Source organism: Arthrobacter sp. Leaf141 (assembly GCF_001424565.1).
GTDB lineage: Bacteria > Actinomycetota > Actinomycetes > Actinomycetales > Micrococcaceae > Arthrobacter.
On record NZ_LMOL01000019.1, the window covers coordinates 67,988 to 81,810 of the forward strand.

Consider the following 13,823-nt stretch of genomic DNA (forward strand, 5'->3'; position numbering starts at 1 on the left):
AGTGGCAGCCTGCCACAGACCAACGCCCGATGGCAGGCGTCCGATGCGCCGGAAGGATTGAAGCCAGCACCCGCTCCTCCTCCTCCGACCAAGGGAAACACCATGAAAAAGTCCACAAAAACGTTTGCGGTCGCAGCCACGGCACTGCTGCTGGCCACCGCCGGCGCCACGGCCGCCGCCAACGCCGGTGCCACCGCGGGGCCCGCTGCAGCCGGGGCCGTTGCCGGCGCTGCAACTGTTCCCGCGGCCCTCCCGGCGGCTGACGTCCAGCCGGTCCCCGCCAACGCGGTGCAGCAGGACCGGATCACGGCCGGTGTCTCAGCTGCGGCGGTGGGCGCTGCCCTGGCCAAGTGCCAGGCGGACAAGCTCCCGTTTGTGACGGTGGCGCTGGTGGACCGGTTCGGGACCGTCCAGGCGGTGCTACGGGGCGATAACGCCGCGGCGCACACCATCGAGGCCGCCAAGCAGAAGGCCTACACCGCCGCCGCGTTCGGTGCCCCCACCAGTGAACTGGCCCGGCGCATCAACGGCCCCGGCCCGTCCATTGCGGACCTGCCCGGCACGCTCTTCCTGGCCGGCGGCGTGCCCCTGAAGGTCAACGGGGTTTCTGTTGCCGGCATCGGCGTGGGCGGCGCTCCGGACGGTGCGCTGGATGAGGCCTGCGCATCCGCCGGGGCAGCGGTGCTGGCCGGAACCGGCAAGTAGGCTGGGCGGCATGCGGCACTACCTGACCTGGACCCGGCCCCTGGCCTTCGCCCCGCTGGTGGCCGCCGCCGGGCTGGTTTTGTGCCTGTCCGGCTGCGAGGCGGGTTCCTCCTCGCCCGGTACCCCGTCGCCCGGTGCCGCCACGGCTGAGCCCACAGCCACCCGCCCGGTTCCAGCAGTGCCGGCCCCCTCAGCGGCTGATTCCGGCACTGCGGCTGCACCCGTCACCACTGCGCCGGTGCGCTCGCCCGACGCCCAGGCGCAGCTGGACCGGGACCTGATTACAGCGGCCAAGGCCAACAACGCGCCCCTGGTGCAGGAACTCATCGGCCGAGGAGGAAACGTCAATGCCAAGGATGACATCTCGGATTCGGCGTTCCTCTACGCCGGCGCCGAGGGGTTCAACGAGGTGCTCCAGCTGACCCTTGCGGCAGGGGCCGATGTGGCCAGCACCAACAGGTACGGCGGCACAGCCCTGATCCCGGCCAGCGAGCACGGCCATGTGGAGACGGTGCAACTTCTGCTCGCCGCCGGGGTCCCCGTCAACCATGTGAACAACCTGGGCTGGACCGCCATGCAGGAAGCGATCCTGCTCAACTCCGGCGGCCCCAACCAGCAGGAAGTGGTGCGGCTGCTCCTCGCGGCAGGCGCCGACCCCAACATCCGGGATCCGGAAGGCCGCACCGCCCTGCAGAACGCCGAGCGGCTGGGCTTTGGGCAGATTGCAGCCCTGCTCCGGCCGGCTTCCTAGCAGCCGCCCGCCCCGCTGACGTTACCCATCTTTGCCGGCCCACGACGGCGGTGCGCCGCCTTTTGAAGGCGGCGCGCCGCCGTCGTGCTCCCAAGGTGGGGAAGTCCAGTGGCAGGGGCGGACGCTCAGGTGGCTTCGAGGACGCTGACGTAGTTGGCGATGCCAACCCCGCCCATGTTCTGCACGGCAGCCCGGCGAGGGGTCGTCAGCTGCATGCCGCCGGCCGTCCCGGTGAGCTGCATGGCGGCGATGACGTGCTGGGACACGCCGGTGGCGCCCACCGGATGGCCCTTCGCCTTCAGCCCGCCGGAGACGTTGATGGGCAGTTTGCCGTCTTTGTGGACCCAGCCCTCCCGGACGGCGCGGGCGCCCTGGCCGGGTTCGGTGAGGCCCATGGCCTCGTACATGATGAGCTCGGCGATGGTGAAGCAGTCGTGGACTTCGGCGAAATCCAGGTCCTCAAGTCCGACGCCGGCCATCCCCAGGGCGCGCTGCCAGGACATCCGGGTCGCTTCGAAAGCCGTGGGGTCGCGGCGGTCGGCAGGGAAGAAGTCGTTGGCCTGGCCGAAGCCTGCCAGCCGGACAGGGTCCGTGGCTCCTCCCGTGGGTGCCGTGGACAGGACCACGGCGGCGGCACCGTCCGAGACGGGGGAGCAGTCGGTGCGGCGCAGCGGATCGGCCACCATGGGGTTGCGGTCCGAGACGGTGCGGCAGAACTCCTCGCCGAGGTCCTTCCGGAGCTGCGCGTACGGGTTGTCCACACCGTTGCGGTGGTTCTTCGCGGCGATGGAACCCAGGACGTCACCCAGGTTGCCTGCCTCGCCGTAACGCTTCCCGTAGTGCTTGGCCACCTCCGCAAACAAGCCGGTGAAGCCCGTGCTGGAAGCCTTACCTGCCATGTCATAGTCCGCGCCGAGGAGGGCCGCGCCCACCACGTCAGCGCCGGCATGGGTCATCTTTTCAGCGCCGATCACCAGCACCGTCTTCGCCGTTCCGGCCAGCAGGGACTTGGTGCCCTGCTGGAACGCCGCCGAGCCCGAGGCGCATGCGTTTTCCACCCGGGTGGCGGGGACGTTGGCCAGCTGGTCCGAAACCTGCAGGGCCAGCGAGGACGGGAACGCCAGCGGCATCATGCCGGAGTTGAACTGGCCCAGGTAGATCTCATCGATCCGGCCGGGCTCGATGCCTGCAATGGTGATCGCCTCGGTGGCCACCTGGACGATGAGGGACTCAAGCGTCTGGTCGGTGAGTTTGCCGAACTGGCTGTGGCCCCACCCGGTGAGGAGGACGTCCTTGCCGAACTGTTCCTGCAGGCTCATGCCGGGACTCCTTCACTGTCCAGCGCCACGGCGAAGTCCGCCCCCGTCTTTTCCCGGATCCCGGCCACGGTGACCCCCGGCGCCAGCCGGGTGAGCGTGAGGAGCCGCCCGCCGCCGTCGTCCGCTGCCGGCAGGTCAAAGACGGCGAGGTCGCTGATGATCCGGTCCACGCACGCCAGCCCGGTCAGCGGCAGGGTGCATTCCGGCACGATCTTGGCGGTACCGTCCTTGGCGTTGTGTTCGGTCAGGACCACCACGCGCGGCGTCCCGGCGACCAGGTCCATGGCCCCGCCCATGCCTTTGACCATCTTGCCGGGGATGGTCCAGTTGGCCAGGTCCCCGGCGGCGGAGACCTGCATGGCCCCGAGGATGGCGACCTTCACGTGGCCGCCCCGGATCATGCCGAAGGAGGTGGCGGAGTCGAAGATGCTGCCGCCCGGGAGCACTGTCACCGTCTGCTTGCCGGCGTTGATGAGGTCCGCGTCCTCCTCGCCCTCGAACGGGAACGGGCCCATGCCCAGCAGGCCGTTTTCACTTTGTAGGACCACCCGCACGCCCTCGGGCAGGTTGTTGGCCACCAGCGTGGGGATGCCGATGCCCAGGTTCACGTAGTCGCCGTCGTTCAATTCTTCGGCCGCAATCGCAGCCATCTCATCCCTGGTCCAGGCCATGGGGTCTCCTTTTGTGTGGGTGGAAGCGGGTGTTGTTCAGGCGGGGACGGCTGCGGCGGCGCGTGTCCTGACGGTGCGCTGCTCGATGTCCTTGACCCGGTTGGCGGCCTGCACCAGGTGCTGGACAAAAACGCCGGGCGTCACAACGTGGTTGGGATCGAGGGCGCCCGGTTCCACCACCACTTCCGCCTCTGCGATGGTCACCAGCCCTGCTGTGGCCACCACGGGGTTGAAGTTCCGGGCCGTGTAGCGGTACACGAGGTTGCCGTCGGTGTCCGCGGTGTGCGCGTGGACCAGGGCCACGTCCGCCCGGATGGCGAGCTCGCGGACATAGGTGGCGCCGTCGAAATCCTCCAGCGGTTTGCCCTCGGCCACAAGCGTGCCTACGCCGGTCCGGGTGTAAAACGCCGGGATGCCCGCGCCGCCGGCGCGCAGCCGCTCCGCGAGGGTTCCCTGCGGGGTGAACTCCACCTCGAGGCGGCCGGCCAGGTACTGCTCGGCGAAAAGCTTGTTTTCGCCCACGTAGGAGGCAATAACCTTCCGGACCTGGCCGGATTCGATCAGGATACCCAGCCCCTTCCCGTCCACGCCCATGTTGTTGGACACCACCGTCAGGTCCCGGACGCCGGAATCCCTGACGGCCTCAATCAGGTCAGCGGGAATACCGCTGAGCCCAAACCCGCCCACGGCCACGGTGATCCCGTCCTGCAGGACCCCCGCCAGGGCAGCGGCGGCGGATGTTTGAAGTTTCATGGCGTCTCCTCATTGAGAATGGGTATCCATTTTATGGACATTTTGTCTGGAGATGGACGCTACGGGCCGGGCTGAAGCGCTGTCAAGGATGCCAGAAGCCCATTCAGAGCCAGTTTTTACAGTGTGGACGCTACACTGACAACTATCCATATTGTGGACAGAAAGTTGGAGTTATGAGTAACGGACCCGTGCAGGGAGCCCAGGTTGTCGGCCGGGTCGCCGGACTGCTCCGGCTGGCCGGACGCAGTGCGGGGGGCATGTCCCTCGCCGGTATGGTCCGGGAATCCGGACTGACCCGGCCAACCGTGCACCGGCTGCTGTCCTCGCTGGCCGCCGAAGGGCTGCTGGACCACGACCCCGCCACCGGCAACTGGACGCTGGGGCCGGAAATCCTGCTGATGGGTTCGGTGGCTGCGACCCGATTCCCGTTGGAGGACCTGGCCCGCCCCGGCCTGCGCCGGCTGGCCGAGGCCACGGGGGAGAGTGCGTTCTTCTCCATCCGGCGGGGCACGGAAACTGTGTGCCTGCTGCGGGAGGAAGGCAGCTTCCCGGTCCGCTCCTTTGTGCTGCATGAGGGCGTCCGGTTCCCGTTGGGGGTGGCATCGGCCGGGACGGCGATCATGGCCTTCCTCCCCGAATCCGAGAAGGCGGAGCTGCTGGGAAACTGGCCCGCCCACGCAGGAACGTTCGCCGACCACCACACTCCGGCGGTGGTCCGGGACAACCTGGCCAGGACCCGGCAGGCCGGCTATTCGGTCAATCCCGGGCTGGTCCTGGAAGGCAGCTGGGGCATGGGAGCGGCCGTCTTCGACAGGTCCGGCCAGCCTGCGTGGGCGTTATCCCTGACCGGCATTGAGCAGCGGTTCCGCAGCGGGCGCCAGGAGGAACTGGGCGGACTGTTGATGGCGGAGGCGCACCGGATCAGCCAGCAGCTCGCCGGCGGGGACCCCGGCCAGCCGCCCCGCTGAGTCTCCCCGGCTTTGCCGGCCCCCGACGGCGGCGTGCCGGCTTATCGGGCCAACCCGCCGCCGTCGGGCACCAAAGATGGGGAATTCCAGCGGCAAGTCAGCCCTGGCCTACTGCTTCCACCAGGAGTCGAAGATGGTCACCGGAACGGTGCGCTTGTGGCGGGTCCGCAGGTACTTCTGCTCGATGGCCTCCGCCGCCGCTTCCGGAATCTCCCGGCCCTCAAGGTAGTCATCGATCTGGTCATAGGTCAGGCCCAGTTCGTCCTCGTCGGTACGGCCGGGAGTGCCGTCCAGCAGGTCCGCGGTGGGCACCTTTTCCCAGACCCGCGCCGGGGCGCCGAGCTCGGCCAGCAGTGCCCGGTTCTGCCGTTTGTTCAGGCCGAACAGCGGCAGGATGTCGGCCCCGCCGTCGCCGTACTTGGTGAAGAACCCGGTGACGGACTCGGCGCCGTGGTCAGTGCCGATCACCAGGTAGTTGTGCTCACCGGCCAGGGCATACTGGGCGATCATCCGGGTCCGGGCCTTGGTGTTGCCCTTGTGGAAGTCGGAAATTCCACTTCCCACCGTCTTTTCGAACTCATCCTCGAAGCCGTCCACGGCCGCGGAAATGTTGAAGGTCCACTCCGTTTTGGCCTTGATGAAGTCCAACGCAGCCTGCGCGTCCGCCTCGTCATGCTGGACACCGTAGGGGAGCCTGACCGCCACAAAATTGGCTTCCAGGCCCTCGGCCTCAAGTTCCTGGACGGCCAACTGCGCCAGCCGGCCCGCCAGCGACGAGTCCAGCCCGCCGGAAATGCCGAGCACAAAGCCCTTGGTGGAGGTGGCGCGGAGGTATTCCTTCAGGAACGTCACGCGCCGGCGCACCTCCCCGGCGGGATCAATCCGGGGCAGCACGCCCATTTCTTCGATGATGGTGGCCTGGAGTTCGCGCATGCCACCCAGCCTAGCCAGCAATGTCAACAGCACCCAACCTCCTGCACCGGCCGGCCCCGACTAAACTGGAGCCCATGACTTCACCCCGTGACACTGCCGCAGACGCTGCCGCCGCCCGCACCCGCCTCCTCGAACTGATCAAGGAACTCGCCGTGGTCCGCGGCAAGGTGATCCTCTCCAGCGGCGCCGAAGCCGACTACTACATCGACCTGCGCCGCATTACCCTGCACCACGAGGCCGCCAAGCTGGTGGGCCAGGTCATGCTGGGCCTGGTGGACGACGCCGGCATCAGCTTCGAGTGCGCCGGTGGCCTGACCATGGGCGCCGACCCCGTGGGCACCGCCGTGATGCACTCCGCCGTTGACGCGGGACGCACCGTCGACGCGTTTGTGGTCCGCAAGGCGCAGAAGTCCTATGGCATGGGCCGGCAGGTGGAAGGCCCCTCAGTGGAAGGCCGGAACGTGCTGGTACTTGAGGACACCTCCACCACCGGCGGGTCGGCGCTGGCCGCCGTCGAGGGTGTGCGGAAGGCCGGCGGCAACGTGGTGGCAGTCGCCGTCATCGTGGACCGGGACACCGGCGCCAAGGAAAAGATCGAAGCCGAAACCGGCGTCCCTTACCTGTTCGCGTTCGGCAAGGACGAGCTGGGACTTTCCTAGCCGGCGCCGGCCGGGCACTACGTTGCCCGGCCGGCGGGGTTGGCCTGGGGCTGCCCGCTGATTTATCATGTGCTTTACCCGTGCGTAGCCCTTGGAGAACGTGACCATGCCCAGCCCCCAACAGCCTTTGACTGCCAATGACCAGGTTCAGAACCTCATCCTGGACAGCGCGGATTTTGAGGACTTCCTCAACGAACTGGCACGCTTTTCAGCACACCAGGTAGCCGGCACCGGCGACGACGCACTGTGCGGCATCACCCTGCTCCGGGACCGCAAAGCCGCCACCATCGGCTGGAGCAGCGATTCCGCACGCGAAGTGGACGAAATCCAGTACTCCCTTTCCCAGGGCCCGTGTCTCACGGCGGCCAAGGAGGAACGCGAAGTCCACGTCCCCGACCTCCACCGCGAAAACCGCTGGGGCCCCGACTACGCCACGGCGGTGGCCTCCCACGGGCTGCGTTCCGTCCTGTCCGTGCCGTTCAACCTGCAGGGCGAAGCCAAGGCAGCCCTGAACCTGTACTCCGACGTGCCCAACAAGTTTGATGAAAGAGCCACCGCCAAGGCCCGCGGCTTCACCCGGGAAATTTCCCAGGCGCTGCGGCTGGCCGTCCGCTTCTCGCTGCACACGGACAGCGCCGCGAACCTCCGGGCCACCCTGGAATCGCGGACCATCATCGACATCGCCGTTGGCATCGTGATGGCCCAGAACCGCTGCAGCCAGAAAGCAGCGGTCACCATCCTCACCGAGGCGGCCAGCAACAGCAACACCAAGCTGCGGGACATCGCCCGGTCCCTGGTGGACTCCGTGGGTGGCATGGGGACGCGCACCCACTTCCAGGAGCCGGGCCTGCAGGCGGACCAGCCGGCCTGACCTGTGAGGTTGTGCCCGGCTCCGCCGGAGGGTTACGCTTATCGAGGTTGAGCCGTCGGCCATAGACACCCTTTTTTGGAGTACCTATGGACCGTTCCCTCGACGCCCTCGTTAATCTGGACGTCCCCGCTGACCTCGTCCGCATCGAGATATGCGGCAGCCTCAACCAGGATTCCCGCGCCGACCTTGTCCACATGATCCGGCGGGTCCGCCGCATGGGCATCCGCTCGCACATCCGCGTGGACCTTTCCCGTGCCATCATCGTGGAGTCCTCGGCCCTGGCCGGACTCCGCAGCGACCTCAACTCGCTGGAGTCCAACGCCTTGACGGGGACCGCCGGCTCAGGCGTGGCTTTGCATCTCACCCCAGCCGCCGAGGACTGGACCGGCGGACAGCACAGGACGCCCCTGACCGTGGTGGACGACGACGTCCCCACCCCCACGGACGGGCCGGACTTTTCGGGCGCCTTCAGGGTCCCCGCCGAGCGGTTGGAAGGGCTGTACGGCCGGAATTTGGCGGAATATTCGAACGACGAGCTGCTGGCCGCCAGCGATTCCCTTTTCGCACTGCTGGACGTCCCGCAGGCGTTTTCCGGCTCCGACCTGCTGGGCAGATACGACGACATCTGCGCGGAGCTGCAGCGGCGGCAGGAAGACCACGATTCCCGGGTCCCGGCCGTGGAGAGCCAAAGCGCCAGCTGACCCGCACGCCGCGGCCTGATAGCCCTCCCTATGGCGTCGGCATCGCAGGGTGTGACTACGGTAGAAGTGTGCCGTATGAGGGGGAGGTCAATCCGCAGGACAGGCGTGGGTCCGCAGCGGCCCGCTACCTGGCGGAGGCCGCTGCCCTGAAACGCTTCTCCCGGCGCGGGTTTTTCGCCGGCGCCGGCGCCTCCGGCGTGCTGGCGGCGGACATGCTCTTCACCAGGCAGGTCCAGTCCCAGCGCCGCGTCAACAAGATCCTGGACGTCCCAGACGACTTTGCGGACGCCTACTATCCGGATGCCGGCTGGTTCCTCTTTCCCGGCTACAAAACCAGCTGGGAGGAAGCCCAGTGGATCCTCAATGTCCTCCGGGGAGCGTTGAATAAACGGGCCCGGCTGGCCGCCGTCGGCTATTCGAACGTCGGGTTGGACATCAACGACGTGGTCATCGCCGTCATCGAATACGTCCGGGCCCGGAAACTGACCAAGCTTTTCTTCTACGGGCACAGCTTCGGCGGGATGGTGGCCACCCAGGTGGCGGCCCGGCTGCTGGAGATCCACGGTGTGCAGGTGGAGTTCATCCTGCTGGACTCCAGCCCCTTTAACCGGACGGACGTGCTGGACCAAAGCTGGTTCGACGGCGTTGTGTACCTCTACGAGCACGGCTTCCGGTTCCCGTCGGCCCTGCGCGGCAGCTACGAGCTGGGGGAGCGGGTCATCCACAAGAACGAACGGAGCTGGCGCCAGATCCTGGACCAGACGCTGGAGCAGCTGTCGCCGATCGCACCCTCCAGCGTCCTGGTGCAGACCGAATCGGCGTACATCTACCACTTCGACGGCACCAGGTTCGCCGGGAAGCTGGGCACCGCGAAGATGGCCTTCATCGGCAGCCCGGGCGACCGGACCGTTCGCTACCAGACCGCGGTGGCCAGTTGGGCTTCGGTGTTCCGGGACAACATGGTTTCGTCCGGCCTGCAGACGGTGGGCGCCGCCCCCGCCCACGCCAGCCCGGGGTGGAACCCCAACATCTACCGCCCCATCATCACGGAGCTGCTGGACAGCAACTTTCCGCTGCCGCGGGGCGGCGGACGCGTCTCCGTGTTCTAGATCTGGTCCTTCAGGTCCGCCACGGAATTGAGGACCTGGTTGGGCCGGAAGGGGTAGGCGGCGATTTCGTCGCGCTGGGTGATTCCGCTGAGCACCAGGACCGTGTGCAGGCCGGCTTCCATCCCGGCGATGATGTCCGTGTCCATCCGGTCCCCGATCATGGCTGTGGTCTCGGAGTGGGCGTCGATCTGGTTCATGGCGGACCGGAACATCATGGGGTTGGGCTTGCCCACCACATAGGGCTCCCGGCCCGTGGCCTTGGTGATGAGGGCTGCGATCGCCCCGGTGGCCGGCATGGGACCGTCCTTGGACGGACCGGTGGCATCGGGGTTGGTGGCGATGAAGCGCGCTCCGGCCAGGATCAGGCGGATGGCCATGGTGATGGCCTCGAAGGAATACGTGCGCGTCTCGCCGAGGACCACAAAGTCCGGGTCCTGGTCGGTAAGGATAAAGCCTGCCTCATGCAGCGCCGTCGTCAGCCCTGCCTCACCGATCGTGTAGGCGCGGTTGCCGGACCCGGAACCCTGCACCTGGTCCTTGAGGAACTGGGCGGTGGCCAGGGCCGAGGTCCAGATGTTTTCCTCAGGGACGTGCAGCCCCGACGCGTGCAGCCGTGCCGCCAGGTCGCGGGGCGTAAAAATGGAGTTGTTGGTCAGCACCAGGAAGCGCTTGGACGTGTCCACCCAGCGCTGGATCAGCTCGGCGGCCCCCGGAACCGCCTGGTTCTCGTGCACCAGCACCCCGTCCATGTCCGTGAGCCAGCACTCGATTTCCAGGCCGTTGCGATACACCGCCGGTGATCCCTTGACCTCGTCCGCTTCTGCCATGCCTAACCTCCGAATGTGATGGAACCCCGAAAGGTCCAGTCTAGTGTTGAGGGGTGAATCAAATGCCCGGTACCACCGGCGGACCCCAGCCCGAACCAGAGGACACGCACGAGGCCAAGGCGGAGGTCGGCGTCGGGCCCTGGGAAGGTGAGCTGCCCGACGGGGACCACTGGGACCCTGACCTCCTGGCGGACGGCGACCGCCGCAACGTCCTGGACAAGTACCGGTACTGGAAGCACGAGGCCATCGTGGCGGAGTTGGACTCCCGGCGCCACAACTTCCACGTGGCCATCGAGAACTGGCAGCACGACCTGAACATCGGGACCGTGGTGCGCACCGCGAACGCGTTCCTGGCCAAGGAAGTGCACATCATCGGGCGGCGCCGGTGGAACCGGCGGGGCGCCATGGTCACCGACCGGTACCAGCACGTCCGGCACCACCCCACCGTTGACGACTTTGTGGCCTGGGCGCAGGGCGAGGGTCTGGCCATCATCGGCGTGGACATTTTTCCGGACTCCGTGCCGCTGGAAACCTACGAGCTGCCGCGCGACTGCGTGCTGGTCTTCGGCCAGGAGGGCCCGGGCCTGACCCCCGAAGTTCACGAGGCCGCCGGCGCCACCCTTTCGATCGAACAGTTCGGTTCCACCCGGTCCATCAACGCGGCCTCGGCGGCCGCCATCGCCATGCACGCGTGGGTTCGCCGGCACGTGTTTGGCCAGCCCACCTGACCACCGATCCCCCGCGAGATGGCACTTCGCGGCAGTCGCAGCGCCCGGGACTGCCGCGAAGTGCCATATCGCGGTGCTGGCGACGGCTTGGGCTGTGGATAACTCAGGAGCCGTGCTTTGAGCGGACCAGAATGAGGTATGCGCAGGGTCCCGCTTCCAGCCCATCTGACCACAGGTTCCTTTTCACTGCGGGCTTCGGACAAGGCTGGAGTGACCCGCACGCGTACGGCTGCGGGAGACTTGGTGACCGTTTCCCGGGGCGTCCGGGTTCCGTTGCTTTCGGCAGCGGCCGGAGCGGCAGCACTGCGCGCCTACACGGACCTGGACGACACCTCGATCCTCGTCTCTCTTTCCGCAGCGCACGTGTGGGGTGCGCCGCTCCCGCCCGGCTGCGGTGCTGATTGGCGCATCCATCTTGCCCGGCGCCGCGGCTTCAGTTTTCCGCGGCGGGTCAACGTGGTGGGACACGTGCTGACGTTCCTGCCCGGGGAAGTGGTGGAGTACGACGGCGTCCGCCTCACCTCGCCTGCCAGGACCTGGCTTGACCTGGCTGCCCTGCTGTCGCTGGAAGACCTTGTGGCCGTGGGCGATTTCCTTGTGTGTGCCCACGGGAAAAGCTTCCCCGTACCCCGGGACGCCATCTGCAGCGCCGAGGACCTGCGCGCCATCGCCGCCCGGCACCCGGGGATGCGGGGCATCAAGACTGCCCGGGCGGCGCTGGACATGGTGCGGGTGGGCGCCGACTCCGCGGCGGAAACCAGGATGCGGCTGGCCCTGGTGGAGGCCGGGCTTCCTGAGCCGACCCTTAATCACGTCCTCTGGGGTCCGCGGGGCGCGCCCGAGGTGTGGCCGGACGCTGCCTACCCGGAGTGGGGTATCGCCCTGCAGTATGACGGCTCGCACCATGCCGGCCGGGAACAGTACCTGCGGGACCTGGTCCGGCACGATCGGACGGTTGCCTTGGGCTGGATCGAAGTCCGCGTGGGCCGCCGCCACCTTGAAGGCGAGCGTCCCACCGTCGTTCCCTTGGTCCGGCGTGCGCTCCAAAGCCGCGGCTGGGCGCGAGATGGCAGTTAACGGCAGTCCCGCCCACCGCGACTGCCGCGAAGTGCCATCTCGCGAGGGAGTGTTACCGGAGCCGGACCCGAAACGTTGCGCCGGAGCGGATATCGCTAGGATGGTGCCTAGCCGTAAGCGGTCTACTCCAGGGCCATCGGCCCATAGACGAATCACAGCATAGGAGTCAGCATGCCCATTGCAACCCCAGAGATCTATTCCGAGATGATCGACCGTGCAAAGGCGGGCGGCTTCGCGTTCCCCGCCGTCAACGTGACGTCCTCGCAGACGCTGAACGCCGCCCTCCGCGGCTTCGCTGACGCCGAGTCTGATGGCATCATCCAGGTCTCCACCGGCGGTGCCGCGTACTGGTCCGGCGCTTCCACCAAGGACATGGTTGCCGGTTCCCTGGGCTTTGCGGCGTTCGCCCGCGAAGTGGCCAAGAACTACGGCGTCAACGTGGCCCTGCACACCGACCACTGCCCCAAGGACAAGCTGGACGGCTTTGTGCTGCCGCTGCTGGCTGCTTCCGAAGCCGAGGTCAAGGCCGGCCGGAACCCGCTGTTCAACTCCCATATGTGGGACGGCTCCGCTGAAACCCTGCAGGAAAACCTGCGGATCGCACGCGAACTGCTGGAGCGCACCGCTGCCGCGAAGATGATCCTCGAAGTTGAAATCGGCACCGTTGGTGGCGAGGAAGACGGTGTGGAGAACGAGATCAACGAAAAGCTCTACACCACGGTTGAGGACGCACTGGCCACCGTTGAGGCGCTGGGCGCCGGCGAGCACGGCCGCTACATCACCGCCCTGACGTTCGGCAACGTCCATGGCGTCTACAAGCCCGGTGGCGTAAAGCTGCGCCCGGAGATCCTCAAGGACATCCAGGCCCAGGTGGGTGCACGGATCGGCAAGGAAAACCCGTTCGACCTGGTGTTCCACGGCGGTTCCGGCTCCTCGGACCAGGAAATCGCGGACGCCGTCTCCTACGGCACCATCAAGATGAACATCGACACGGACACCCAGTACGCCTTCACGCGTCCCGTGGCGGGCCACATGCTCAGCAACTACGACGGCGTCCTGAAGGTCGACGGCGAAGTCGGCAACAAAAAGACCTACGACCCCCGCGTCTGGGGCGCTGCCGCCGAAGCCGGCCTCGCTGCCCGCGTGGTCGAAGCGACCAAGCAGCTCGGTTCGGCCGGGAAGACCTTCTAAATGTCGGATGAGTTCCGCCGCAACCTCATGGGCCCCGAGCCCACGCTGCTGCCTGCCGAGACCGAGGTCAACGAGCAGCTGGCGGCCGGCCACGAAGCGCTGGACCTGGTGGCGCAGCACCCCACGTCGTCGCTGCTGTGGGCCGTCCTGGCCGAGGAGGCGTGGGCCGAAGGGCGCACCATCGACTCCTACGCCTACTCGCGGGTGGGCTACCACCGCGGGCTGGACACGCTGCGCCGCAACGGCTGGCGCGGGGTGGGCCCCATCCCGTGGGAGCACGAGCCCAACCGCGGTTTCCTGCGGGCCCTGCACTCACTGGGCCGGGCCTCGGCTGCCATCGGCGAAGCCGAAGAGCCGGAGCGGATCGAGAAGTTCCTGACGGACTCGGACCCCACAGCGAAGGCTGCCATCGAGGGCAAGTAAGCAAAAACCAGGCGCGGAGCCCTCAGGGGCTCCGCGTTTTGGCGTTAAAGAGTACGACGGCGGGCGGTGACCTTCTTGAGTTCTAGCGGTCGTTGCAACACCCATAGATTTTGGGAGTTGCAACGACCGTGCCGCAT

16 protein-coding genes are annotated in these 13,823 nt (G+C 67.4%); 11 read left to right on the forward strand and 5 right to left on the reverse strand.

What is annotated here, in order from left to right; translation table 11 throughout:
• Nucleotides 1-102 precede the first annotated feature (102 nt).
• Nucleotides 103-705 carry a GlcG/HbpS family heme-binding protein gene (locus ASF72_RS14445; protein ID WP_056600021.1) on the forward strand — a complete coding sequence of 201 codons (603 nt, stop codon included), beginning with the start codon at nucleotides 103-105 and terminating at the stop codon, nucleotides 703-705.
• A gap of 10 nt (nucleotides 706-715) precedes the next feature.
• Nucleotides 716-1,456 carry an ankyrin repeat domain-containing protein gene (locus ASF72_RS14450; RefSeq protein WP_056600024.1) on the forward strand — a complete coding sequence of 247 codons (741 nt, stop codon included), beginning with the start codon at nucleotides 716-718 and terminating at the stop codon, nucleotides 1,454-1,456.
• Nucleotides 1,457-1,581: 125 nt separating this feature from the next.
• Here ASF72_RS14450 and ASF72_RS14455 read toward each other — a convergent pair whose 3' ends face one another.
• The 3 genes from ASF72_RS14455 to ASF72_RS14465 are packed head-to-tail and all read right to left on the reverse strand — an operon-like array spanning nucleotide 1,582 to nucleotide 4,199.
• The gene (locus ASF72_RS14455; RefSeq protein ID WP_056600027.1) at nucleotides 1,582-2,775 is read right to left on the reverse strand and encodes an acetyl-CoA acetyltransferase; all 1,194 of its coding nucleotides are present in this window, start codon (nucleotides 2,773-2,775) and stop codon (nucleotides 1,582-1,584) included.
• Nucleotides 2,772-3,446, reverse strand: a complete 675-nt coding sequence (locus ASF72_RS14460) for a 3-oxoacid CoA-transferase subunit B (RefSeq protein WP_050687848.1) — start codon at nucleotides 3,444-3,446, stop codon at nucleotides 2,772-2,774. The genes ASF72_RS14455 and ASF72_RS14460 overlap by 4 nt, the downstream gene beginning before the upstream one ends.
• 36 nt (nucleotides 3,447-3,482) lie before the next feature.
• A complete protein-coding gene (locus ASF72_RS14465; protein ID WP_050687847.1) occupies nucleotides 3,483-4,199 on the reverse strand; it encodes a CoA transferase subunit A in 717 nt (238 codons plus the stop codon).
• A gap of 173 nt (nucleotides 4,200-4,372) precedes the next feature.
• Here ASF72_RS14465 and ASF72_RS14470 point away from each other — a divergent pair, with 173 nt between their 5' ends.
• The gene (locus tag ASF72_RS14470; protein WP_056600030.1) at nucleotides 4,373-5,167 is read left to right on the forward strand and encodes an IclR family transcriptional regulator; all 795 of its coding nucleotides are present in this window, start codon (nucleotides 4,373-4,375) and stop codon (nucleotides 5,165-5,167) included.
• A gap of 108 nt (nucleotides 5,168-5,275) precedes the next feature.
• Here the strand turns inward: ASF72_RS14470 and nadE are convergent, their stop codons facing one another.
• Nucleotides 5,276-6,100: an ammonia-dependent NAD(+) synthetase gene (gene nadE / locus ASF72_RS14475; protein ID WP_050687845.1), complete on the reverse strand. Its 825-nt coding sequence runs from the start codon at nucleotides 6,098-6,100 to the stop codon at nucleotides 5,276-5,278.
• Nucleotides 6,101-6,174: 74 nt separating this feature from the next.
• Here nadE and pyrE point away from each other — a divergent pair, with 74 nt between their 5' ends.
• The 4 genes from pyrE to ASF72_RS14495 all read left to right on the forward strand — a co-directional run bounded on the left by pyrE (nucleotide 6,175) and on the right by ASF72_RS14495 (nucleotide 9,440).
• Complete coding sequence (gene pyrE / locus ASF72_RS14480) at nucleotides 6,175-6,759, forward strand: orotate phosphoribosyltransferase (RefSeq protein WP_050687844.1); 585 nt, start codon at nucleotides 6,175-6,177, stop codon at nucleotides 6,757-6,759.
• A 106-nt stretch (nucleotides 6,760-6,865) separates the two neighbouring features.
• Nucleotides 6,866-7,630: a GAF and ANTAR domain-containing protein gene (locus ASF72_RS14485; RefSeq protein ID WP_056600035.1), complete on the forward strand. Its 765-nt coding sequence runs from the start codon at nucleotides 6,866-6,868 to the stop codon at nucleotides 7,628-7,630.
• Nucleotides 7,631-7,716: 86 nt separating this feature from the next.
• Entirely contained in the window at nucleotides 7,717-8,331 is a 615-nt protein-coding gene (locus ASF72_RS14490) for a hypothetical protein (RefSeq protein WP_050687842.1), read from the forward strand.
• Between the two features lie 68 nt (nucleotides 8,332-8,399).
• A complete protein-coding gene (locus ASF72_RS14495; RefSeq protein WP_056600039.1) occupies nucleotides 8,400-9,440 on the forward strand; it encodes an alpha/beta fold hydrolase in 1,041 nt (346 codons plus the stop codon).
• Here the strand turns inward: ASF72_RS14495 and ASF72_RS14500 are convergent.
• Nucleotides 9,437-10,267, reverse strand: a complete 831-nt coding sequence (locus tag ASF72_RS14500; protein ID WP_050687840.1) for an HAD-IIA family hydrolase — start codon at nucleotides 10,265-10,267, stop codon at nucleotides 9,437-9,439. The two genes, ASF72_RS14495 and ASF72_RS14500, sit on opposite strands and share 4 nt — an antisense overlap.
• A 62-nt stretch (nucleotides 10,268-10,329) precedes the next feature.
• Here ASF72_RS14500 and ASF72_RS14505 point away from each other — a divergent pair, with 62 nt between their 5' ends.
• From ASF72_RS14505 to ASF72_RS14520, 4 genes are all read left to right on the forward strand, one after another.
• Complete coding sequence (locus tag ASF72_RS14505) at nucleotides 10,330-10,995, forward strand: TrmH family RNA methyltransferase (protein WP_056600045.1); 666 nt, start codon at nucleotides 10,330-10,332, stop codon at nucleotides 10,993-10,995.
• A 243-nt stretch (nucleotides 10,996-11,238) separates the two neighbouring features.
• On the forward strand, nucleotides 11,239-12,072 hold the full coding sequence (locus ASF72_RS14510; RefSeq protein WP_235504737.1) for a hypothetical protein: 834 nt from the start codon (nucleotides 11,239-11,241) through the stop codon (nucleotides 12,070-12,072).
• Nucleotides 12,073-12,243: 171 nt separating this feature from the next.
• Nucleotides 12,244-13,263: a class II fructose-bisphosphate aldolase gene (fbaA, locus tag ASF72_RS14515; RefSeq protein ID WP_050687837.1), complete on the forward strand. Its 1,020-nt coding sequence runs from the start codon at nucleotides 12,244-12,246 to the stop codon at nucleotides 13,261-13,263.
• Nucleotides 13,264-13,686 (forward strand): DUF3151 domain-containing protein, encoded by a 423-nt coding sequence (locus ASF72_RS14520; protein WP_050687836.1) that lies wholly within the window; start codon nucleotides 13,264-13,266, stop codon nucleotides 13,684-13,686.
• Nucleotides 13,687-13,823 lie beyond the last annotated feature (137 nt).